This window comes from Prochlorococcus sp. (assembly GCF_965655815.1).
Taxonomy (GTDB): Bacteria; Cyanobacteriota; Cyanobacteriia; order PCC-6307; family Cyanobiaceae; genus Prochlorococcus_A; species Prochlorococcus_A pastoris.
In genome coordinates this window covers 145,778-168,470 of record NZ_CBFHHZ010000001.1, presented here as the reverse complement: position 1 = coordinate 168,470, position 22,693 = coordinate 145,778, and the positions used below count along the sequence as shown (strand labels likewise).

Annotated in this window: 26 protein-coding genes and 1 riboswitch; of the genes, 19 read left to right on the top strand and 7 right to left on the bottom strand. The window is 33.4% G+C overall.

All coding sequences use genetic code 11. The features are described from left to right. Nucleotides 1-2: 2 nt before the first annotated feature. The 4 genes from ACTF45_RS00915 to ACTF45_RS00900 all read left to right on the top strand — a co-directional run bounded on the left by ACTF45_RS00915 (nucleotide 3) and on the right by ACTF45_RS00900 (nucleotide 3,252). Nucleotides 3-374: a fluoride efflux transporter FluC gene (locus ACTF45_RS00915; protein ID WP_288347842.1), complete on the top strand. Its 372-nt coding sequence runs from the start codon at nucleotides 3-5 to the stop codon at nucleotides 372-374. Continuing rightward, nucleotides 335-700, top strand: coding sequence for a FluC/FEX family fluoride channel (locus ACTF45_RS00910; protein WP_438949183.1), 366 nt, complete (start codon nucleotides 335-337; stop codon nucleotides 698-700). Before ACTF45_RS00915 ends, ACTF45_RS00910 begins: the two co-directional genes overlap by 40 nt. A 41-nt stretch (nucleotides 701-741) precedes the next feature. Next, nucleotides 742-2,151, top strand: a complete 1,410-nt coding sequence (mgtE, locus tag ACTF45_RS00905; RefSeq protein WP_288347844.1) for a magnesium transporter — start codon at nucleotides 742-744, stop codon at nucleotides 2,149-2,151. A 99-nt stretch (nucleotides 2,152-2,250) separates the two neighbouring features. Then, nucleotides 2,251-3,252, top strand: a complete 1,002-nt coding sequence (locus ACTF45_RS00900; protein WP_438949325.1) for an RpoD/SigA family RNA polymerase sigma factor — start codon at nucleotides 2,251-2,253, stop codon at nucleotides 3,250-3,252. Here the strand turns inward: ACTF45_RS00900 and ACTF45_RS00895 are convergent. Continuing rightward, entirely contained in the window at nucleotides 3,237-4,151 is a 915-nt protein-coding gene (locus ACTF45_RS00895; protein ID WP_438949182.1) for an alpha/beta fold hydrolase, read from the bottom strand. The genes ACTF45_RS00900 and ACTF45_RS00895 overlap by 16 nt on opposite strands. A gap of 89 nt (nucleotides 4,152-4,240) precedes the next feature. Between ACTF45_RS00895 and ACTF45_RS00890 the strand changes: the two genes are divergently transcribed. After that, entirely contained in the window at nucleotides 4,241-5,239 is a 999-nt protein-coding gene (locus tag ACTF45_RS00890) for a carbohydrate kinase family protein (RefSeq protein WP_288347848.1), read from the top strand. Here the strand turns inward: ACTF45_RS00890 and tsaE are convergent. Beyond that, entirely contained in the window at nucleotides 5,197-5,634 is a 438-nt protein-coding gene (gene tsaE / locus ACTF45_RS00885) for a tRNA (adenosine(37)-N6)-threonylcarbamoyltransferase complex ATPase subunit type 1 TsaE (protein WP_288347850.1), read from the bottom strand. The two genes, ACTF45_RS00890 and tsaE, sit on opposite strands and share 43 nt — an antisense overlap. A 49-nt stretch (nucleotides 5,635-5,683) precedes the next feature. On the opposite strand from tsaE, the gene ahcY reads away from it, so the two are divergent. Together ahcY and ACTF45_RS00875 are read left to right on the top strand one after the other, a co-directional pair. After that, nucleotides 5,684-7,102, top strand: coding sequence for an adenosylhomocysteinase (gene ahcY / locus ACTF45_RS00880; protein ID WP_438949181.1), 1,419 nt, complete (start codon nucleotides 5,684-5,686; stop codon nucleotides 7,100-7,102). A gap of 2 nt (nucleotides 7,103-7,104) precedes the next feature. Beyond that, nucleotides 7,105-7,764 carry a DedA family protein gene (locus ACTF45_RS00875; protein ID WP_438949180.1) on the top strand — a complete coding sequence of 220 codons (660 nt, stop codon included), beginning with the start codon at nucleotides 7,105-7,107 and terminating at the stop codon, nucleotides 7,762-7,764. Here the strand turns inward: ACTF45_RS00875 and ACTF45_RS00870 are convergent. Next, nucleotides 7,761-8,132 carry a single-stranded DNA-binding protein gene (locus ACTF45_RS00870; protein WP_011133250.1) on the bottom strand — a complete coding sequence of 124 codons (372 nt, stop codon included), beginning with the start codon at nucleotides 8,130-8,132 and terminating at the stop codon, nucleotides 7,761-7,763. The two genes, ACTF45_RS00875 and ACTF45_RS00870, sit on opposite strands and share 4 nt — an antisense overlap. Nucleotides 8,133-8,264: 132 nt before the next feature. Between ACTF45_RS00870 and ACTF45_RS00865 the strand changes: the two genes are divergently transcribed. The 6 genes from ACTF45_RS00865 to ACTF45_RS00840 all read left to right on the top strand — a co-directional run bounded on the left by ACTF45_RS00865 (nucleotide 8,265) and on the right by ACTF45_RS00840 (nucleotide 13,394). Then, a complete protein-coding gene (locus ACTF45_RS00865; RefSeq protein WP_011133249.1) occupies nucleotides 8,265-9,317 on the top strand; it encodes a rod shape-determining protein in 1,053 nt (350 codons plus the stop codon). A gap of 4 nt (nucleotides 9,318-9,321) precedes the next feature. After that, complete coding sequence (mreC, locus tag ACTF45_RS00860) at nucleotides 9,322-10,071, top strand: rod shape-determining protein MreC (RefSeq protein ID WP_288347854.1); 750 nt, start codon at nucleotides 9,322-9,324, stop codon at nucleotides 10,069-10,071. After that, nucleotides 10,072-10,611: a hypothetical protein gene (locus ACTF45_RS00855; RefSeq protein ID WP_438949179.1), complete on the top strand. Its 540-nt coding sequence runs from the start codon at nucleotides 10,072-10,074 to the stop codon at nucleotides 10,609-10,611. Between the two features lie 168 nt (nucleotides 10,612-10,779). Beyond that, nucleotides 10,780-11,526: a response regulator transcription factor RpaB gene (gene rpaB, locus ACTF45_RS00850; protein ID WP_011133246.1), complete on the top strand. Its 747-nt coding sequence runs from the start codon at nucleotides 10,780-10,782 to the stop codon at nucleotides 11,524-11,526. A 50-nt stretch (nucleotides 11,527-11,576) separates the two neighbouring features. Next, nucleotides 11,577-13,115, top strand: a complete 1,539-nt coding sequence (gene lysS, locus ACTF45_RS00845) for a lysine--tRNA ligase (RefSeq protein WP_288347858.1) — start codon at nucleotides 11,577-11,579, stop codon at nucleotides 13,113-13,115. A 27-nt stretch (nucleotides 13,116-13,142) separates the two neighbouring features. Further along, on the top strand, nucleotides 13,143-13,394 hold the full coding sequence (locus tag ACTF45_RS00840; RefSeq protein ID WP_288347859.1) for a hypothetical protein: 252 nt from the start codon (nucleotides 13,143-13,145) through the stop codon (nucleotides 13,392-13,394). 26 nt (nucleotides 13,395-13,420) lie between these two features. Here ACTF45_RS00840 and smpB read toward each other — a convergent pair whose 3' ends face one another. After that, nucleotides 13,421-13,915 carry an SsrA-binding protein SmpB gene (gene smpB, locus ACTF45_RS00835; protein ID WP_438949178.1) on the bottom strand — a complete coding sequence of 165 codons (495 nt, stop codon included), beginning with the start codon at nucleotides 13,913-13,915 and terminating at the stop codon, nucleotides 13,421-13,423. Between the two features lie 52 nt (nucleotides 13,916-13,967). Between smpB and ruvB the strand changes: the two genes are divergently transcribed. The 5 genes from ruvB to thiC all read left to right on the top strand — a co-directional run bounded on the left by ruvB (nucleotide 13,968) and on the right by thiC (nucleotide 18,763). Then, complete coding sequence (gene ruvB, locus ACTF45_RS00830) at nucleotides 13,968-15,026, top strand: Holliday junction branch migration DNA helicase RuvB (RefSeq protein WP_288346915.1); 1,059 nt, start codon at nucleotides 13,968-13,970, stop codon at nucleotides 15,024-15,026. Continuing rightward, the gene (locus tag ACTF45_RS00825) at nucleotides 15,013-15,801 is read left to right on the top strand and encodes a tetratricopeptide repeat protein (RefSeq protein ID WP_288346917.1); all 789 of its coding nucleotides are present in this window, start codon (nucleotides 15,013-15,015) and stop codon (nucleotides 15,799-15,801) included. The genes ruvB and ACTF45_RS00825 overlap by 14 nt, the downstream gene beginning before the upstream one ends. Nucleotides 15,802-15,804: 3 nt before the next feature. Further along, on the top strand, nucleotides 15,805-16,965 hold the full coding sequence (locus ACTF45_RS00820; RefSeq protein ID WP_288346919.1) for an amidohydrolase: 1,161 nt from the start codon (nucleotides 15,805-15,807) through the stop codon (nucleotides 16,963-16,965). Nucleotides 16,966-16,983: 18 nt separating this feature from the next. Next, nucleotides 16,984-17,199, top strand: coding sequence for a DUF3188 domain-containing protein (locus ACTF45_RS00815; RefSeq protein ID WP_288346922.1), 216 nt, complete (start codon nucleotides 16,984-16,986; stop codon nucleotides 17,197-17,199). 60 nt (nucleotides 17,200-17,259) lie between these two features. Next, a riboswitch (TPP riboswitch) is annotated at nucleotides 17,260-17,358 on the top strand. A 34-nt stretch (nucleotides 17,359-17,392) separates the two neighbouring features. Next, entirely contained in the window at nucleotides 17,393-18,763 is a 1,371-nt protein-coding gene (thiC, locus tag ACTF45_RS00810) for a phosphomethylpyrimidine synthase ThiC (RefSeq protein WP_288346924.1), read from the top strand. 7 nt (nucleotides 18,764-18,770) lie between these two features. On the opposite strand, the gene tkt is transcribed toward thiC, so the two are convergent. The 3 genes from tkt to acpP are packed head-to-tail and all read right to left on the bottom strand — an operon-like array spanning nucleotide 18,771 to nucleotide 22,313. Beyond that, nucleotides 18,771-20,777: a transketolase gene (tkt, locus tag ACTF45_RS00805; RefSeq protein ID WP_438949177.1), complete on the bottom strand. Its 2,007-nt coding sequence runs from the start codon at nucleotides 20,775-20,777 to the stop codon at nucleotides 18,771-18,773. A gap of 42 nt (nucleotides 20,778-20,819) precedes the next feature. Continuing rightward, nucleotides 20,820-22,064 carry a beta-ketoacyl-ACP synthase II gene (gene fabF / locus ACTF45_RS00800; RefSeq protein WP_288346927.1) on the bottom strand — a complete coding sequence of 415 codons (1,245 nt, stop codon included), beginning with the start codon at nucleotides 22,062-22,064 and terminating at the stop codon, nucleotides 20,820-20,822. Nucleotides 22,065-22,070: 6 nt separating this feature from the next. Then, entirely contained in the window at nucleotides 22,071-22,313 is a 243-nt protein-coding gene (acpP, locus tag ACTF45_RS00795) for an acyl carrier protein (RefSeq protein WP_011133235.1), read from the bottom strand. A gap of 134 nt (nucleotides 22,314-22,447) precedes the next feature. Between acpP and psaC the strand changes: the two genes are divergently transcribed. After that, nucleotides 22,448-22,693: a photosystem I iron-sulfur center protein PsaC gene (gene psaC / locus ACTF45_RS00790; protein WP_007099573.1), complete on the top strand. Its 246-nt coding sequence runs from the start codon at nucleotides 22,448-22,450 to the stop codon at nucleotides 22,691-22,693.

Here is a 22,693-nt window from a genome sequence, read left to right as displayed (position 1 = left end):
GTTTGGAATTAGATAGTGTTATTCATATTTTAGCAGGAAGTACTTTAGGGTTAATTGTAAGAATGGTTATAAAATATATTTCTGGAAGAGAGAAAATATTTACTTCTAATACTATTTTAATAGTAAATGTTTTAGCATCTTTATTTTTAGGTATTTTCGTAAGTTTAAATATAACAAATAAGAATTTAATATTATTTTTTTACGTTGGTTTTTTAGGTTGTTTAAGTACATTTTCTTCTTTTATATATCAGTTATTTCAATTGATTCAAGAAAGAAAATATTTTAAATTATTGCTTTACTATACTGAAGTTTTTGTATTATCTTTTTCATTTTTTTGTTTAGGATATTTTATTACTTCGATCTGGATAAGTTGAATAAAAAATATTTATTAAATTTATTATTAACGGCATATTTTGCAACATTTTTAAGGTTTTATTTTGATAATAATTTTTTTATTTCTATTATAGGTTCATTTTTATATGGCTTCTTTGTTTCAAGGTCAATTAGCAAGTCAAAAAGAGAAATTTTATTAAGTGGGTTCTGTTCTTGCTTTACATCTTTTAGTGGGTTTGTTGATTTTTTATATCAATTTATTATCCAAGGTTACTATCTAAAGTTATTTCTTTATTTGAATGTAATTGTTATTTTGAATTTAATAATAATGTATATTGGTTTTCAATTAAGTAGAAAATTTATTTAATTTTATATAATATTAATGTTACTTCGATTAAGAGCAATATCATGGAAGAGAATAATAATATCAAGGTAATAACCTCTTTATCTTCTGATTTAACTACAAGTGGGAAGATCACAATACAGCTTGAGGAATTACTAGTTGCAGGAAATTATGATGAAGCCAAATTATTACTAGAACCTTCCCAACCTGTTGATATCGCTGATGCAATTGGTAGTCTTCCCTTAATACTGCAAGCTCTCGCGTTTAGGTTGTTAAAAAAAAATGAGGCAATCGAGGTTTATGAGTATCTAGATCCAATAGTTCAGCAAACATTATTAGATAGACTTCGTTCTGGAGAGGTTTTGGAAATAGTTGAAAAAATGTCCCCTGATGATAGGGTTCAACTTTTTGACGAATTACCCGCAAAAGTTGTACGAAAATTTCTATCAGCACTAAGTCCTGGTGAAAGAAAAGTAACAGCAGAATTATTAGGTTATGAGCCAGAAACAGCCGGTAGATTAATGACTACTGAATTCATAGATTTAAAAGAAATGCAAACTGCTGAAGAGGCTTTGTCTATAGTAAGAAAAAGGGCTGCTTTTACAGAGACAATTTATAGTCTATATGTCACGGATAAAGAGAGGCATCTAACTGGCATTTTATCTTTAAGAGATCTTGTTACAGCAGATCCTAAAAGGCCTATTGGCGAGGTCATGACAAAAGATGTCGTAAATATTTCTACTAATACTAATCAAGAAGACGTTGCTAGAGCAATTCAAAGATATGATTTTTTAGCCCTTCCTGTTGTAGATAAAGAAAAAAGATTAGTTGGCATTGTTACTGTTGATGATTTGATTGATGTTATTGAACAAGAAGCTACTAGAGATATTTATGCTGCGGGCGCTGTTCAGCCTGGTGATGAGGATGATTATTTTCAAAGTGGTTTATTTACAATTGCTCGAAGGAGAATTCTATGGTTATTAATTTTAGTTTTAGCTAATGGGTTAACTACAAAAGTTATTGCAATGAATGATCAGATTTTAAAAGAAATAGTTTTACTAGCTGCTTTTATCCCATTGCTTATCGGTACCGGAGGAAATGTTGGAGCTCAAAGCTCAACAGTCGTTATAAGGGGTTTAAGTACTCAAAAATTAAAATCATTAGGAGCATTTAAGGCAGTGGTTAAAGAGGCCATAACTGGTGCTCTGTTGGGAATTTTAATGATGCTAGTAGTTTTCCCTTTTGCTTGGTGGCAAGGCGAGGGACCATTAATTGCATTCGCAGTTGGAATTAGCTTGATTTCGATAACAACGCTAGCTGCAACGGCCGGAGCTATTCTCCCCTTACTTTTCGACAGGATGGGTTTAGATCCTGCTTTGATGTCTTCCCCTTTTATAACCACTGTGACAGATATTGCCGGGGTGTTTATTTATCTTAGTACTGCAAATTGGCTACTTAATTCTTCAATGTTATAGAAACACTAGGTATTTATTCTCATTTTTGCTTAATTGTGGATTTTTTTGTTTAACTTTACATTTCTTAATGGTATTGTTTACAAAACAACATTAACTTTTATGTCATCCGCAACATTAGTTGAGAATAAATTAGCTACTATTTCATCTTTAAAATCCAGCAACGATGTAGATTTGGTTAGGTCTTATTTGAGGGACATTGGACGAGTTCCATTACTATCACATGAACAAGAAATAACTTTAGGTAGGCAAGTACAAGAATATATGCAAGTTGAGAGAGCTGAAATTGAAATAATAGAATTGACAGATGTTAAACCTTCAGCTGAAGAATTAGCCGAAAAGTTAAATTTATCTACTTCACAAATCAAAAGAAGACTCAGAGCTGGGCAGAGAGCCAAAGAAAGAATGGTTGCTGCAAATTTAAGATTAGTCGTTAGTGTTGCAAAAAAATACACAAAAAGAAATATGGAACTTCTCGATTTAATTCAAGAAGGAACAATTGGATTAGTAAGGGGTGTAGAAAAATTTGATCCTGCTAGAGGATATAAGTTTTCAACATATGCTTATTGGTGGATTAGACAAGGTATTACAAGAGCAATTGCAGAAAAAAGTAGAGCTATTAGATTGCCAATCCATATCACAGAAATGCTTAATAAACTAAAGAAAGGTCAAAGAGAGTTAAGTCAAGAAATGTCAAGAACACCTACGATAAGTGAACTGGCTAAATATGTCGAGTTACCTGAAGATGATGTTAAAGATTTAATGTGCAAAGCTGGGCAGCCAGTCAGCCTAGAAACAAAAGTAGGTGATGGTGAAGATACTGTTTTACTGGATTTGTTGGCTGGAGGAGAAGATTTACCCGATGAGCAAATCGAGATGGACTGTATGAGAGGTGATTTACATTCACTTCTTCATCAGTTACCTGATTTGCAATGTAGAGTTTTAAGAATGAGATATGGAATGGACGGAGATGAACCAATGTCTCTAACAGGTATAGGACGTGTTTTGGGTATTAGTAGAGATAGGGTAAGAAATCTAGAAAGAGATGGTCTAAGAGGTTTAAGAAGACTTAGCGAAAGTGTTGAAGCTTATTTTGTCTCTTGAATAAATTCATATATCAATTTATTAGTTGCCTCAGGATTTTCATCATGTGGACAATGCCCAGCATTCTTAATAATATCTAGCCTTTTTATATTTTTATAATTTTTCTTCCAAGATTTTGCTTCACTTAGAGATTCCCATGGATCTTTTTCTCCCCAAATTAACTGAATTGGAGCATTAATTTTATCAAAAAAGTCTGTTGCAAGATAATCATCAAAAAGATTGATAAATCCACGAAATGCTTCTTTCGAATTTTCTCTTTGAGAAGGGTTATATAAAATTTCTATTAATTCTTCATCAAGATTTTTTCCTGAGGGATATGCTTTTTTAAGGATTTGTTTAATTATTGCAGGATTGGCAGCCCTTTCAAAAAGGGTGTTACTAATAATTCTTTTACTTACTAATGTTTTTATTACCGGACGCAATAAGTTCATTAATACATTGCTTCTTTTAAGTCTCTTATCATCCATTGTTCTTTGGGCACAGTCAATTAAAACAAGGCCATTACAATTTTCATTGAGAATTTCAGCAGCTTTTAAAGAGACAACCCCACCTATTGAGTTGCCCACTAAAAATACAGGGGATTTAATTACCTCATTACAAAAAGTAGCGACCTGACTTCCCCATAAGTCAAAGGAATATTTAACATGATTATCTTTGTAAGACTCATAATCTAATAAAGCTCCAGGTTGGCTACTTTCTCCAAAGCCTAGTAGGTCAATTGAATAGCAATTATGAATATTTCCGAGAAAATCTTGATTATGTCTCCAATGTCGTTTTGATGCTCCAAAACCATGAATTAATAAAATATTTAAATCACTATTATTAGAGGATTGTTTTGAAGAAGACCATGATATGTCCCAATCTTTCCATTTCCAATTTTCGGATTTTTTAAAAGGCATTAGAAGAAAAATATTAATTAAACTTTAATTCAAAAAAAAAATATTCGTTTTTGATTAATTATTCTTAGTTTAGAAAAAATTTTTAGTCTATGGAAAAAACAAAAGTTGTTTGTATTGGAGAGGCTTTAATAGATAGAATCAAGAATAAATCAAATCAAGAATTTACAGATTTTTTGGGAGGAGCTCCTGCAAATGTAGCTTGTGCATTGAGAAAATTAAAAATAGATTCGGCATTTATTGGACGTATAGGAAGTGATGAATTTGGTAAGAAATTTATTAATCAATTTAAAGAGTTAGAGGTAAATATAAATTTTTTGCAATTGGATGATTATCTTCCTACTCGTATAGTGAAAGTAGATAGAGATAATTCTGGAGATCGATATTTTTCTGGTTTTGATACAAGCTTAAATACAATTTTTGCTGATGAAGCTCTTGATAGAAATGAAATTAAAAAAGATTTGAAAAGTTTGGAAAAACTCTTTTCAAAAACAAAATATTTAGTTTGTGGAACAATTATATTATCATCTTCAATATCAACAGATTCTATTAACTTTTTATTGAGTTTAGCTAATAAATTTGATGTAAAAATAATAATTGATTTGAATTGGAGAGAGGTTTTTTGGGAGTTTGCAACTTCTTCATCAGAAACTAGTAAAAAGGAGAGAGTTGATTTAATTAGGAATTTATTAAACGAGGCGCATATTTTAAAGTTGGCCAAAGAGGAAGCAATCTTATTTTTTGAAAATGAAAATCCTTTAGAAATATCTGAAAGTTTGTTAAACCGTCCTGATGTAATAATTACAGATGGAGCAAATCCTATTTTGTGGTTTATAAATGGAGTACAGGGAATGACTGAAGTATTAAAGTCCCTAAAAATTATTGATACTACTGGAGCAGGTGATGCTTTTTTAGCTGGATTAATTTCACAATTACTTTCGTTTGATTACCCTTCAAATGAATCAGAAATACAAAATTGTGTAAGATTCGCAAGTGTTTGTGGGTTACTCACTTGTCTTGGTGAAGGTGCGATTGAACAACAACCAGACTATTCAAAGGTTAATAAATTTTTTGGATCCCAGATTTTATAATTTCTCCCAAAATTTGTAGCGTAACTTATTTCTATTTTCCAGAAATTATTCAAACATGGCTTTATTAATTCCGGCCATTCAATAACCATTATAGCTTCATTTTGTATAGCCTCTTCTTCCTCAGAAATAAAGAATTCTTTTGCCATCAAACTATTTTCTAGCCTGTATAAATCCATATGAATGAGTGGAATTGTTCCAGAATTGTAATGATGCGATAAAGCAAATGTTGGACTTGTAATGTCTTCTGAAATAGATAGTCCTATTGCAATTCCTTGGACGAATGAAGTTTTTCCAGCTCCAATAGGACCATGTAATAAAATAACCGATTTTGGATTTAATCCTCGAGCGAAATCACTTCCTAATTGAATTGTTTCTTTTAAATTCCCAACAAACACAAAATTATAGAAAATTCACTTATAGTTAAAGTATAAGATATTTTTAGAAATGGTTATTGCTAATTCGATTAAAACCTCCATACCAAACTACGTGATAGCTGATATTTCCTTATCAGATTTCGGGCGTAAAGAAATTAAAATTGCCGAAACTGAAATGCCTGGATTAATGGCACTTAGAGATAAGCATCATTCTGATAAGCCTCTAAAAGGTGCAAAAATTGCTGGTAGTTTGCATATGACTATTCAAACTGCTGTTTTAATTGAAACTCTTGTTGATCTTGGCGCACAAGTTAAATGGGCTTCATGCAATATTTTTTCAACTCAGGATCATGCTGCTGCTGCTATTGCAGAACAGGGCATTTCTGTCTATGCCAAAAAAGGTGAGAGCCTAGATGAGTATTGGCAATATACTCATTACATTCTTGATTGGGGTACAGATTCTCCAAATATGATTCTTGATGATGGGGGGGATGCAACAGGTTTATTAATACTTGGCAGTAAAGCGGAAAATGATTTGTCAGTTTTAAATAATCCTAGTAACGAGGAGGAAATAGCATTATTCAAATCGATTAAGTCTAAATTGCAAGAAGATAGCAGCTTCTACTCTCGTATTAAGGGAAATATTATTGGCGTTACTGAAGAAACAACAACAGGAGTTGCAAGACTTTATCAATTGCAAAAACAAAATGCACTACCATTTCCTGCTATCAACGTAAATGATTCAGTTACTAAGAGTAAATTTGATAACTTATATGGTTGTAGAGAATCTCTAGTTGACAGTATCAAACGTGCTACTGATGTAATGATTGCAGGAAAGGTTGCATTAGTAATGGGATTCGGAGATGTTGGTAAAGGGTCTGCTCAATCGCTAAGAGGACTTGGAGCAATAGTCAAAGTTGCTGAAGTTGATCCTATATGCGCTCTTCAAGCAGCTATGGAAGGATTTAGTGTTGTTACTTTGAATGATGTTGTTGAAGATATAGATATATTTGTTACTGCTACTGGTAATTATCAAGTTATAACTAACGATAACCTTATCAAAATGAAGGATGAGGCGATAGTCTGTAATATTGGACATTTTGATAACGAGATTGACGTTGCTTCCTTGAAAGATTACCCATGGGAAAATATTAAGCCTCAAGTTGATCATATTACTTTGCCAAGTGGAAATAAAATTATTCTTTTAGCAGAGGGAAGACTTGTTAACTTAGGCTGTGCAACAGGTCATCCAAGTTTTGTTATGAGTAATTCTTTTACTAATCAAGTATTAGCTCAAATTGAACTTTTCAATAAGTCAGATAAATACTCTAAAGAGGTCTATGTTTTACCTAAACATTTAGATGAAATGGTAGCTAGATTACATTTGGATAAAATTGGGGCTAAGTTAACAAAACTAACTAAAGATCAAGCAGACTATATTAATGTCTCTGTTGAAGGACCTTATAAACCAGAGCAATATAGATATTAAATTTGAGTTTAATTTTTATTAATTTACTCACTTCCATCCCTGAATATATTAGTAAGGCTGTTGAAACAAATTCAACAATAGCTTACCTTACGATATGTTTGGCGATGTTTTTAGAGAACATTATACCTCCAATTCCATCGGAAATAATTATGCCTTTAGGAGGATTTTTTGTCTACCAACAAAAATTAAATTTTTATATTTTGGTTTTTTGGGGTGTATTTGGAACGATACTAGGTTCTATGCCTTGGTATTATTTGGGTAAATTAGTAAATGAAAAAAGACTATCAAACTTTTTAAATAAAAGGGGCAAATATATAGGAATAACTTCTAATGATCTTATTAAGAGCAGGAGATGGTTTGATAAATATGGGGTTTCGTTAGTTTTTTGGGGGAGATTAGTACCTGGTATAAGAACATTAATTTCAGTACCTGCTGGAATGGAATTAATGCCACTTCGGAAATTTTTAATTTGGACCAGTTTAGGAAGTTTAATATGGGTTACATTATTAGCTTATGCAGGATTTGTCTTTGGCGAAAATTATCCAATTATTGAAACATATTTAAATCAAATTAAATTTATTGTCAAACCCATATTAATTCTGATATTTGTTTATTTTTTAATAAAATTTTTAATAAGACTTTATAATAAAAAAATTACTTAAAAAGGAATATCTCCAGAGTTATTATTATTTGAAAAATTGCTATTATCTGTTTCTTTCTTAGAGCTCAATAAATTTAATCTATCAACTCTAACAACGGGTTTAAATCTATCTTCTCCTGTATTCTTGTCTTTCCAACTATCAATTTTAAAGCTTCCTGTAATACCAATTAAAGAACCTTTTTTGACATAGTCAGCAGCTATTTGTGCTTGTTTGCCCCATATTTCTAGATTAAACCAGTCAGGTTCATCACCTCTACTTATTCTATTTACTGCAAGAGTGAAGTTGGCAACTGTACTTCCAGATTCGAAATATCTCACATCAGGCTCTCTTCCAGCTCTACCAACCAAATTAATAGTGTTAATTTCCATAAGCTATTTTTTTTTATATTACTCATCTTTTTTGTTTTTGCTTAAGTTTTGCAAGCTATTCATAACTAAATAAAAGTTTTTTTTGAGGTATTGAGAAAATAGATATATTATTTGTTTAATAGATTTCTTATTGTGATTTTTAACAGATTTAAATTTTCTAGGGATATAGGGATTGATTTGGGTACTGCTAATACTCTTATTCATGTATCAGGTAAAGGTGTGGTTCTACAAGAACCCTCAGTAGTAGCTATGGATCTTGAAGAGGGAGTACCTTTAGCCGTAGGTGAAGAAGCAAAATTAATGCTTGGAAGAACCCCAGGAAATATAAGAGCTGTGAGACCTTTGAGAGATGGAGTTATTGCTGATTTTGATGCGGCAGAACAAATGATAAAAACTTTTATTCAAAAATGCAATGAAGGAAGGGGGATTTTAGCTCCAAGAATAGTTATTGGTATTCCGAGTGGGGTTACTAGTGTTGAACGAAGAGCTGTTAGAGAAGCTGGATTAGCTGGAGCTAGAGAGGTTCATTTGATTGATGAACCTGTCGCTGCAGCTATAGGAGCCTCATTGCCAGTAACTGAACCAATTGGAACCATGATCGTTGATATCGGGGGTGGAACTACTGAAGTAGCAGTTTTAAGTCTAGGCGGAACGGTCCTAAGCGAATCTGTAAGAATAGCAGGTGATGAACTTAATGAATCGATAGCAATTTATCTTAAAAAAGTACATAATCTAGTTGTCGGTGAGAGAACTGCAGAAGATATTAAAATCAAAATTGGCTCGGCATTTCCAGATGATGAATTTGATAATACTTCTATAGAAGTTAGAGGTTTACACCTTTTATCTGGCTTGCCAAGATCTATTACTTTAACCTCTGGAGAAATTAGAGAGGCTATGGCTGATCCTCTTTCCAAAATTGTTGAAGCTGTAAAAAGAACTTTGGAGCGAACTCCTCCTGAATTAGCGGCAGATATAGTTGATAGAGGAATTATGCTCGCTGGAGGTGGAGCTCTTGTAAGAGGGATTAGTGATTTGCTTAGCCATGAAACTGGAATTTTTACGCATATTGCAGAGAATCCATTACTATGCGTAGTTAACGGTTGTGGAGTGGTATTGGACGATTTCAAAAAACTCAAGAGAGTTGTTGATACACCTGATTTTATAAGGAATGCGATTAGAGATTAGTTGAATGTTAGATATTCGACGAATATCAACTAATCGTTGGTGGAATAAAAAGAAAAATTGGGGTTTATTTATATTTTTATTGTTCTTGTTTTTTGTGAGAATATCAAAAGGATCTTTATATAAAGATTTTTATTATTTAATTTCTAAACCTTTTTGGCCAGGACAATATCAAAGGGAAGTTTTAACTAAAAGTGTTGAACAAGAGTTTTTGATCAGATTAAAACAGTTGGAGAAAGATAATAAAAGATTACGCGAAATTTTATCTCTACAAAGATTGTCTGATTCTGAAAGTATTTCAGCGAATGTAATTTCAAGAAAAACCGGCAGTTTTTGGAGGCAAATTATCTTAAATAAAGGTGCAAAAGACGGAGTAGAAATTGGGAGTTTTGTTGTTGGTCCAGGAGGCTTATTAGGAAGAGTAGAGAATACTTCTTTATTTACTTCGACAGTACGATTATTAACTTCTCCTGAAAGTAAAGTGGGAGTTTGGGTTGAAAGGATTCAGATGCATGGATTATTAGTAGGTTCAGGAAATGATTATCCAAAAGTGACTTTTTATAATAAGGATATTGATATAAAAGTGGGAGATTTTGTTTTATCTTCCCCAGCAAGCACTTTATTACCTCCCAATATTCCCATAGGAATTATTCAATCTGTTGATGAAGAATTCAAAGCAAAAAAAACAGCGAATATTTTGCTTTTAGGAAAACCTCAAGCAATTGATTGGGTACAAATCTTAAAAGTTGAAATTTAAATGGGAAAATACTTAAAAAAAAATATATCTTTAATTTCCTTTTTATTTATACCAATAGTTTATTTCTGGGATCCTAATTGGTTAGAATTCTTGGGAGTTCAGCCTTATTGGCCTTTATTCTGGTTATTGCCTTGGTCAATGATCTATGGATCATTTAATGGTTCAATAATTGGTTTATTTTTAGGACTTATTTTAGATTCATTGAGTCTTGATAGTAGTTTCACACAAATTCTGGGATTGGTTTTATGTGGAATATGGTTTGGAAAGTTAAGTATTTCAAATAATATTTTTGTAGGGTATTTCAGATTTGGTTTAATTTGTTCTATTGCAAGTTTTTTTTGTGGTTCGCTATATTTTTTTCAAGTCTTGATCAAGTATTGGTCTAATCATAATATCTTTTTGTATTTACCAATTATTAAAAATATTTTTGCTCAAGTTTTTATAACCGGTTTATTAGCTCCATTAATATGTTCATTACTCTTTAGGCTCTTCCAAAAATCAAAAGGGAGGTACAAATTAATAAGCTTTATAGATGACTAGCTTCTAAAAAGTAATAATGGATTTTTTAATAATAAAATAATTTTGTAAATTTAAGGAATTTATCATTTAGGGTACATAATGTTATATTTTTAATTGTTAGATTATATTAAAAAGATGTTCATTGCAAAATAAACTTTGCCTTGAATTATCAGCAAAAAAATTTTCCCGATGTCAAAAGCAAGTATTTTAGTTGTTGATGATGAACCAGCTGTTTTGAAAGTATTAGTTACTAGACTTCAATTAGCAGGATATCAAGTTCACCAAGCCACCAATGGAGAGGAGGCTCTTGAGGCTTTTCACAGAGAATCTCCAGATTTAATAGTTCTTGATGTCATGCTTCCAAAAATGGATGGATTTGCAGTTTGTAGAAGAATTAGAGCTGAATCAGTTGTACCAATAATATTTTTAACTGCTTTAGAGGCCATCTCTGAAAGAGTAGCCGGCCTAGATTTAGGAGCTGATGATTATTTGTCAAAACCGTTTAGTCCTAAGGAATTAGAAGCCAGAATAGCCACAATCTTAAGACGTATGGGTCCTAGTATCACAGTTACTGAAACTAAAGAGGTTCCTTCCGGAAAAGGAGTTATGAAATTTGGAAATCTAGTAGTTGATACTAATAGAAGACAAGTTTCTAGGGCTGGAGAAAGAATTAGTTTAACTTACACAGAATTTAGTCTTCTTGAATTATTATTTGATGAGCCAGGTAAGGTAGTTCCAAGAGCTGAAATACTAGAGCAGCTTTGGGGATATCCTCCAAGACGAGCCGCTGACTTGAGAGTTGTAGATGTTTATGTGGCTAGGCTAAGGGGTAAGTTGGAGCCAGATCCAAGAAATCCAGAGTTGATACTTACTGTTAGAGGAATAGGTTATGCATCCCAAAGAGTTGGAGAAAAAGCAACATCTTTGGCAAGTTGATCCTTATTCTGATAGTTTGATTAAATAAAACAATAATATTGAATTAAATTTTGTCTGAAATAAGAGATGCTCGCTTATTAAAAGCTAATTCACTAGTCAATAAAGGATTTGAACCTTACGCAGAAACATTTAAAATATCACATTCTACTAAATTTCTCGCTGAGAAATTCGACTATTTAGACAATGGTCAAGAATTTAAATTAGATGTTGCTCTCGCTGGAAGAGTTTTAGCAAAAAGAGTGATGGGAAAAATTGCTTTTTATACTATTGCTGACCAAGAAGGGAAAATACAGCTTTATTTAGAAAAAAAAATTCTTGATGATTTTGAAATCAATGCAAAACTACTTTCTTTTGAAGATCTTAAAGAAATCGTAGATATTGGAGATTGGATTGGTGTTTTTGGAACTATTAAGAAAACTAATAAAGGTGAACTTTCAATAAAAGTATCCAAGTGGGAAATGTTGTCTAAATCATTACAGCCTTTGCCTGATAAATGGCACGGCTTAACAGATATAGAAAAAAGGTATAGGCAAAGATATCTGGATTTAATAGTTAATCCTTTGTCAAAAAATGTATTTAAAACAAGAGCAAAATGTATCAGTCTAATAAGAAGGTGGTTGGATGAAAAAAATTTTTTAGAGATAGAAACACCGATACTTCAATCTGAGGCTGGAGGGGCTGAAGCTAGGCCATTTATTACGCATCACAATACCTTAGACATACCATTGTATTTAAGAATAGCTACGGAATTACATCTTAAAAGAATGGTGGTAGGAGGATTTGAAAAAGTATATGAGTTAGGACGAATTTTTCGTAATGAAGGGATAAGTACAAAGCATAATCCTGAATTCACCTCAGTGGAAATATATCAGGCTTTCTCTAATTACATTGATATGATGAATTTAACTGAAGATTTGATCAGAAATATTGTATCAAGCTGTTGTGATTCCTTAGTTATAAATTATCAAGAAAAGGTAATTGATTTTTCAAAGCCTTGGAAAAGAATATCAATGAAAGATGTTGTTATGGAATATACAGGGATTGATTTTGATTCTTTTAATGGTGATTTGAATAAAGCTATTAAGGATTTAGAGAAAATTAATATTGAGATTTCTCCAAAAATAAATACCTTAGGCAGACTTTTGAATGAAGTTTTTGAGCAAAAGGTTGAATCTCAACTCGTCGAACCAACTTTTGTAATCGATTATCCAATTGAAATCTCTCCTCTTGCGAGACCTCATCCCGAAAATAAAGAGATGGTTCAGAGATTTGAGTTGTTTATTGCAGGCCGCGAACTTGCTAACGCATTCAGTGAATTAATAGATCCAGTTGATCAAAGGCAGAGAATGCAATTACAGCAATCTTTGCGAGATGCGGGTGATCTTGAAGCACATTGTATTGATGAAGATTTTTTACAAGCTTTGGAAATAGGTATGCCGCCTACAGGAGGTTTAGGAATTGGAATTGACAGACTTATCATGTTACTTACAAATAGTCCTTCGATTAGAGATGTCATACCTTTCCCATTGTTAAAACCAGAAATAACTTCTACTAAATCTGAAAAATTAACCTCGAATGAAGTAAAATAAAAAATGATCCAATACGAAATTTTTTAAATGAGTGGTGAACGTGTTGGTTTCCGCTTCAAGCACGCAGATGCAGTAGTGAAAAGAAATCCTCAAGGCCGATCAAGAAGAGGCTGGGTTATGGAACCAGTTGAACAAACTACGAGTAGAGGTACTAAGATGCCTGCTTATAGAATTCGCTGGAGAGATAGCGAAAGGCCTGAAACTGTTTTGCAGCATATGTTAATTGCTGATCCAGATCCTTCCCCGCCCCCTAATACAGTAAGTTTAGAATCTGATTAAATTTTCTTAAAGAAATATCTCCTTTATTATCTCTTAAGAGCAGTTTTTATTTCTCTTCTAATATCTTTTTGTTTATCGGCTTGTCTTTTATCATGTAATTTTTTACCTTTACCAATACCAATAGTTAATTTTATCCATGACCCTTTTAAATAAATAGATAAGGGAATAATGGTTAACCCCTTTTTTTCAGTATTGTATTTAAGCTTTATTATTTCTTTTTTATGTAACAATAATTTTCTATTTCGTAATGGGTCGTGATTAAAAAAAGAGCCCACATTTTTATGTGGTGATATGTGAACATTTAATAAAAGTATTTCACCATCTCTGAAAGAACAATACCCATCTCTTAAATTTACATTGCCATTTCTGATAGATTTTACTTCAGTTCCTAAAAGTTCAATTCCAGCTTCAATTGTTTCAAGTATTTCATACTGAAATTTTGCATATCGATTTTCTGAAAGACGTTTAAAAACGGCTTCTTTTCTTATGCTTTTATTTGCTTTGTTAAAAACTTTAGCCATTGCAGTTGTAAAAAATCTTTCCTCAAAGAACAATTGCCATTAATCTTTAATTATGGCAATAATTTCTTCAAGTTTAGATGAATCTAATATTCCTCGCTCAAGGAAAGAGCTGAGGTTAGTTGATTCAAAGATAATTGCTGAAGAAAAAATAAACAAAAATTCAAATTTAGCTCGGCCGAATTCCTTTAAAGAATTTATTGGACAAGAGCAAATTAAATCTTCATTAAAAATAGCTATAGAGGCTTCTAAATATAGGAAAGAGGCATTAGAACATACACTCTTATATGGCCAACCAGGTTTAGGAAAAACTACATTAGCTTTATTGATTTCTTATGAGATGAATACAAAATGTAAAGTAGCAAGTGCACCTTCGATTGAAAGGCCAAGGGATATTGTGGGATTACTTCTTGGATTAAAAGAAGGAGAGATTTTATTTATTGATGAAATACATCGTTTAAATAAATTAACTGAAGAACTTTTATATTCTGCAATGGAGGATTTTAGGTTGGATCTAACAATGGGAGCTAATAGAGGGACTCGCTGCAGAACAATTAATCTACCGAAATTTACTTTGATTGGGGCTACAACAAAACTTGCATCAATTAGTGCTCCTCTCAGAGATAGATTTGGACTATGTCACAAAATTGAATTTTATTCAAATGATGAATTGCACCAAATAATTTTTAATTTTGCTACTTTGATAAATCTTCAATTAGAAAATGATGCTTGTAGCGCGTTAGCAAAGATTTCTAGAGGTACTCCAAGAATTGCCTTGAGATTATTAAAAAGAGTAAGAGACTATGCTCAGGTTATAAAAAATACAAATAAAATTTCTTTGGAGATAATTGAAAAGGCTTTAAATTCTCAAAAAATAGATAATAAAGGTTTGGATAACATAGATAGGAAATTTTTGTCTTTTTTAAACCTTAATAATAATAATCCTATTGGCTTAGATTCAATTGCTGCAGGTTTGGGAGAGGAATCATCAATGTTAGAGTTTGTAGTTGAGCCATATTTAATTCAAATTGGATTTATTATGAGAACTCCCCGAGGAAGAAAACTTACATCTTTAGGAAAAAAATACATTAGTTCCAGAAATGAAAAGTATTAGAAAGATTAAGTTTTATCTTTTATTGATTTGCTTTTTAATCAATATTGTATATGTCACTCCTAGTTATTCACTAAGCCCACAGGAAGATTTATTTAAAAATGCTTTAAATTTAAGCTCCAGTGGAGAATTTAATCTAGCGTTAAAGCAATGGAATAAGTATTTGGAATTATTTCCTAATGATGCAGCAGCTTTAAGTAATAGAGGAAATATAAAACTTGTTAATGGTGATCCTGAAGGTGCAATAGAGGATCAAGATAAAGCCATTGAGTTAGATCCAGGTGAGGTTGATCCTTATATTAATAGAGGGATAGCAGAAGAATCTTTAGGGCTTTGGTTACAGGCAAAAAACGATTATTTATATGTAATCTCAAAAGATAAAGATAATTTTTCTGCTTTATATAATTTTGCTAATGTTGAAGGGTCTTTGTCAAATTGGCAGAGTGCAAGGAATTTGTTTTCTAAAGCTTCAGAATCAAATCCTGGTTTTGCTATGGCAAGATCAAGTATGGCTTTGGCGGACTACCAATTAGGAAATATGGAAGAGAGTGAAAAAGAATTAAAAAATTTGATCAGACGTTATCCAACTTTTGCTGATGCGAGAGCAGCATTAACAGCCTTGGACTGGTCAAAAGGGATGTCTGGTGAAGCTGAAAGTAACTGGATTGCAGTTACGGAATTAGATTCAAGATATGCTGATGAGGAATGGTTAATAAACGTTCGCAGATGGCCTCAAAAACCAACGAAAGATTTGATGAAATTTATAGCTCTGAAATAATAAATGGAAAGAGATAAATTGTTAAAAAAAATTGATTCATTCAAGGATGAACTTATTACTATGAGGAGGCACATTCATGCTCATCCAGAATTAAGTGGCTTAGAAAATCAAACGGCAATTTTAATAAGTGGTTATCTTAAAAACATTGGTGGGAGAGTTACAGAATCAGTTGGAAGAACTGGGGTTGTAGCTGATTTCGGACCAAAAGATAAAGGTTTTATAGGTTTGAGAGTTGATATGGATGCCCTTCCAATATACGAGAATACTAATTTAAGTTTTTCTTCAAAAATTGATGGCATCATGCATGCTTGTGGACATGATTTACATACATGTATTGGTTTGGGTGTGGCGAAAATTATTAAGGATTTAAACCTTAAATTTGGGACAAGAATAATTTTTCAACCTGCTGAAGAAATTGCTAGCGGTGCTAGGTGGATGATTGATGATGGTGTGACTATTGGGTTAAAACAAATTTTAGGAGTGCATGTTTTCCCTGACTTATTGGTAGGGACTATTGGGATTAAAGAAGGAAGTCTAACAGCAGCGGCAGGGGAACTTACAGTTGAAATATTAGGAAAATCAGCACATGGTGCGAGACCTCATGAAGGTGTAGATGCTATATGGGCAGCATCCAAAGTGATTTCTGGTATTCAAGAAGCAATAACTAGAAAATTAGATCCTCTAGATCCTGTCGTCATTACCTTTGGGAAAATAAATGGGGGAAATGCATATAATATTTTGTCTGAAAAGGTTAATCTAACTGGAACAATAAGATGTACAAATTTGCAATTATTTAGGGATATGGGTGATTGGCTTAACTTTAATATTTCCTCTATCGCAAGGAGTTGTGGGGCTGAAGCTAAGGTAAAATTCAGGGAGATTGTCCCACCTGTAAATAATGATTATGAAATAAATAAGGTTTTAAGAGACTCCTCAATTAGAATTTTAGGTCATGAAAATGTTATTGAATTACAAAAACCATCCTTAGGTGCTGAAGATTTTGCTGAGTTTCTAAATGAAGTTCCTGGAGCAATGTTTAGGCTTGGTGTCTCAGGTGAGAAAGGTTGCGCTCCACTTCATAGCTCAAAATTTGATCCAGATGAAAGAGCTATTAACGTAGGGGTTAAAGTAATAACTGAATCTATAGTAAAATTAAATAATTAATGGGATAAAGATTTATAAATGAAATATGAAAAAGTTTATATCTTTTCACTTGTTGCACCTTTAATGATTCTTTTATCAATAATAGGATTCTTATCAAGGAAAGAAAGTAAGAGGATTTTTTATATACCAATTGGTTTGATGGGAATTTTTATAATTTCTGAAAAAGAATTTAGTAGAGGAATTAAGAGAAAAAAAATCTTAAATAAAATAAAATCTTATAAACAATCTAAATAAAAATATTTTCTATATTTTTTGAGAATATAAGATGACTTTTTATTAAAAAGAGCTATTTTTAAATATAACTAGGGGTGCTAAGTCAATTACTTAGCTGAGATCATACCCTTCGAACCTGAAACAGTTAAAACTGACGAAGGAAAGTTTCAATTTGATCGAACTCTAGTAATAAACAATTTAAATCTTAAAAGTCATGCGAAATTCCTGGATACAGCCACGTATTGGGCAGAAGAATATTACTCAGATGAATTTCGCTAAAAATGGTCATATTACTGAAGAGATGAATTATGTTGCTAAAAAAGAAAACCTTCCACCTTCATTAATTATGGAAGAAGTTGCAAGGGGTAGATTAATAATTCCAGCTAATGTAAATCATGTAAATCTTGAACCAATGGCAATTGGGATTGCTTCTAAATGCAAAGTCAATGCAAATATTGGTGCTTCTCCCAATGCAAGTGATATTAATGAAGAAGTTGAGAAACTTAAATTAGCAGTAAAATATGGTGCTGATACAGTTATGGATTTATCCACAGGAGGAGTAAATCTTGATGAGGTGAGACAAGCAATAATCAAAGAATCTTCTGTTCCTATTGGAACTGTTCCGGTTTATCAAGCTTTAGAAAGTGTGCATGGATCGATAGAAAGATTAACAGAGGATGATTTCTTACATATCATCGAAAAGCATTGTCAGCAGGGTGTTGATTATCAAACCATTCATGCTGGTTTATTAATAGAACATTTACCTAAAGTCAAAGGAAGAATTACTGGCATCGTAAGTAGAGGCGGAGGAATTTTAGCTCAATGGATGTTGCATCATTTCAAGCAAAACCCTCTATATACAAGGTTTGATGATATTTGTGAAATTTTCAAAAAATATGATTGTACTTTTTCATTAGGAGATTCACTTAGACCAGGATGTTTACATGATGCATCAGATGATGCGCAATTAGCTGAATTGAAAACATTGGGTGAACTTACAAGAAGAGCTTGGACTCATAATGTTCAGGTTATGGTTGAAGGACCAGGACATGTACCTATGGACCAGATTGAGTTCAATGTTAGGAAACAGATGGAAGAATGTTCAGAAGCTCCTTTTTATGTTCTAGGCCCATTAGTTACAGATATTTCTCCAGGTTATGATCATATTTCAAGTGCGATAGGTGCAGCCATGGCAGGATGGTATGGAACTGCCATGTTATGTTATGTCACTCCTAAAGAGCATTTGGGGCTTCCAAATGCGGAAGATGTTAGAGAGGGTTTGATAGCTTATAAAATTGCTGCACATGCAGCTGACATAGCCAGACATAGAGCAGGTGCTCGTGATAGAGATGATGAGCTCAGTCATGCAAGATATACTTTTGACTGGAATAAACAATTCAAACTGTCTTTAGATCCTGAAAGGGCTAAACAGTACCATGATGAAACCTTGCCAGAAGAAATATTTAAAAAAGCTGAGTTTTGCTCAATGTGTGGACCTAAGCATTGCCCAATGAATTCCAAAATTTCTGATGAAACTCTTGATGAATTGAATAATAAACTGACAAAATGCGATACTGCAATTTAGTTTAAGTTTATAAAATTTCTTTAGTCTTATTTACAACATTTTCAACTGTAAATCCAAAACTAGTCATACATTTCCCACCAGGAGCTGATGCACCAAATCTGTCCATAGTAATACAAATTCCATCAAGCCCAGTGTATTTGTGCCATCCGAATGAATGGGCGGCTTCAACTACAACTCTTTTTTTGATACTACTTGGCAAGACACTTTCTTTATAAGAAGCTTCTTGCTCTTCAAATAGTTCTACGCAAGGCATGGAAATAACTCTAGTCTTTTTGCCTAATTTTGAAATTTCTTTACTTGCTTCAATGCAGAGGTTTAGTTCACTACCAGTACCAATAAATATTACATCAGGAGTTCCTTCACAATCGGAAACTATATATCCACCTAATGCAACTTTTTCAATAGAGGTATTCTCTTGATTTGGCATGGCTTGCCTACTTAAGCAAAGAGCAGAAGGTCTTTTTCTGTTTTTAATAGCAAGCTTATAAGCACCACTTGTTTCATTACCATCTCCAGGTCTAAATACAAGCATATTTGGCATAGCTCTTAGTGAAGGGATCGTTTCAACAGGTTGATGTGTTGGACCATCTTCGCCAACTCCAATTGAATCATGAGTAAGTACATAAATAACTCCCAGCTCACTGAGAGCAGATAGCCTCATTGAACCTCTCATATAGTCTGCAAAAACAAGAAAAGTTCCTCCATAAGGTATTAATCCACTGTCGTGATAAGCAATTCCATTTAATATTGCTGCCATGGCATGCTCTCTTACACCAAAATGTAAGTATCTCTTTTCTGGAGAATATGCCTGAAATGAGCCTGTTTCTCCTTTTATATCTGTGTAATTAGAGTGAGTTAAATCCGCAGATCCTCCAATTAATTCAGGAAGATTAGGTCCAAGAGCTCCTAGGCATATTTGAGAATGTTTTCTTGTTGCGAGACCCTTATCATCTGTCGTATATGAAGGCAGATCTGAATCCCAGTTCTCTGGTAATTCACCTTGGATCATTCTTTTGAATTCTGCTCCTTCAGAGGGATATGTGTTTTGATATTCTTGAAATTTTAAATTCCATTTTTTTTCAGAGTCTTCACCTTTAGTAATAGCTTGTCTAAATTGAGAATATACATCCTCAGGTATTTCAAAGGGAGGATATTCCCAATTTAAAAACTCTCTTGTTAAGGAAGCTTCTTCTTCTCCTACTGCAGCTCCATGAATTCCTGCAGTATCTGACTTATTTGGTGACCCATAGCCTATGATTGTAGAAATTTTGATTAGAGAAGGTTTATCTTTTACAGATTTCGCATTCTCAATAGCTTTGGTAATCCCATTTACATCATGATTACCATCTTCAACATGTTGCACATGCCATCCATAAGCTTCGTATCTTTTTAAAACATCTTCTGTAAATGAAACATCTGTACGTCCATCAATTGTGATTTGATTATCGTCATATAGAGCTATTAATTTTCCAAGCTTAAGATGTCCAGCAAGTGAACATGCTTCAGAGGCAATCCCTTCTTGATTACAACCGTCTCCCATTATTACATAGGTATAATGATCAACAATTTCGCAATCTTTTTTATTGAATTTAGCTGCTAAGTGTGCTTCTGCAATCGCTAAACCAACTGCGTTGGAAATTCCTGCTCCTAATGGCCCCGCTGTTACCTCAACACCCTCAGTCTCAAATGTTTCTGGGTGTCCAGGTGTCTTAGATCCCCATTGTCTAAATTCTTTAATATCTTCTATGGAAACTGATTTATATCCAGTCAGATGCAGAAGGGAATATAACAACATACACCCATGTCCCGCTGATAATACAAAGCGATCTCTATTAAACCACTTTGGATTATTGGGATTGTGATTGAGAATATTGTGCCATAATGCATAACCCATAGGAGCGCAACCCATAGGTAAGCCAGGATGCCCGCTATTAGATTTATTTACTGCATCTACAGCCAGCATTCTTATACTATTGATACATAGTGATTCTAATGAAACAGATGCAGCGACCATTGTTTTAAGTAAGGTAATTTTGGAATACAGAGTTGGTTTTCATCAATCAAGTTTGCTAAATGCTAGACAAACGTTGTGACCACCAAAGCCGAATGAATTAGAAAGAGCAACTCTTATTTGAGCATCTCTAGCATTATTTGGTACATAATCAAGATCACAATCTGGATCAGGATTGACGTAGTTTATTGTAGGAGGGACAAAATTATGTGTCAAAGAAAGAATACAAGCTACAGCTTCTATACCTCCAGAACCCCCTAAGAGATGACCAGTCATCGACTTAGTAGAGCTTACAGGAATGAGGTAAGATCTGTCTTTAAATATGGATTTAATTGCAGAAGTTTCATTTTTGTCGTTTGCTGCAGTGCTAGTTCCATGAGCATTTATGTAATCAACCTGATCAAGGTTAATTGAACTATCATCAATGGCTAGCTTGATTGCTTCTGCCCCTCCAGTTCCCCCTGGAGAAGGCGAAGTAATGTGATGAGCATCACAAGTTGATCCATAACCAATAATTTCAGCATAAATTTTTGCGCCTCTTTTTTTTGCACTTTCAAAAGTTTCTAGAACGAGAATCCCAGATCCTTCTCCAATCACAAATCCATCCCTTTCAGCATCAAAAGGTCTACTTGCAGTTTGAGGACTCTCATTTCTAAAAGAGAGTGCTTTAGCGCTTGCAAAACCTGCTACTCCAAGAGGAGTTATACTTGCCTCTGCTCCTCCGCAAATCATCGCATCTGCTTTCCCCAGCTGTAACAATCTAAAAGAGTCTCCAATAGCATTTGATCCGGCAGCACAGGCGGTAGATACAGCAGAGCTTGGACCTTTTGCTCCTAACGCAATAGCAGCAAGCCCTGTCGCCATGTTGGGTATCATCATTGGAACCGTGAAGGGGCTTACTCTTTTTGGGCCTTTATGACTCAATATTTGAGCTTGACTTTCCATTGTAAGTAAGCCTCCAACACCAGAGCCAATTATTACGCCAATTCTTGATTCATTGGCTTCAGTTATTTCAAGTCCAGAATCATTGAAAGCTTGCTTTGCAGCTATTACTCCAAATTGTGAAAATCGATCCCATCTTTTAGATTCTTTAGGTTCAATAAAATTTTCGGATTGAAGATTTTTAACTTCTGCTGCAAACTTACAGGGATGTTGTTCAGGATTAAAGAGAGTAATATCTGAAACTCCATTTGACCCCTTTTGTAGGCCGAGTAAATATTCATCAATGTTGTTACCAATTGGGGTTACTGCCCCTATACCGGTAATAACTACTCGATGGAAATTTGGCATCCTAAATTAACCTTTTTTTTCTTCGATGAATTTAACAGCATCTCCTACTGTTGCGATACCTTCAGCTGCTTCATCAGGTATCTCGATATCAAATGCTTCTTCAAGTGCCATCACTAGCTCTACGGTGTCTAGGGAGTCTGCACCTAAATCATTTTGAAAGTTTGAATCAGATTTTACTTCGGCTGATTCAACACTTAGTTGCTCAGAAACAATAGAGCAAACTTTTTGAAGGATTTCTTCTTGTGACATAGTTTATGGAATTTACTAATTATCTACTTGATTTTATGCCCTAGAGTTAACAAGAGTGAAGCATATCTTAATTTTTTTAATTTCTTTGTAAGACAATAGTATTATATTGTGAGGTTCACAAAGACAATTTTTACATGTCACACGCAGTTAAAATTTATGACACATGCATTGGATGTACCCAATGTGTAAGGGCATGCCCATTAGATGTTCTGGAAATGGTTCCATGGGATGGTTGTAAAGCCGGCCAAATAGCTTCATCTCCTAGGACAGAGGACTGCGTTGGATGTAAAAGGTGTGAAACAGCATGCCCAACAGATTTTTTAAGTATCAGGGTTTATTTAGGTGATGAAACGTCAAGAAGTATGGGCTTAGCTTATTAA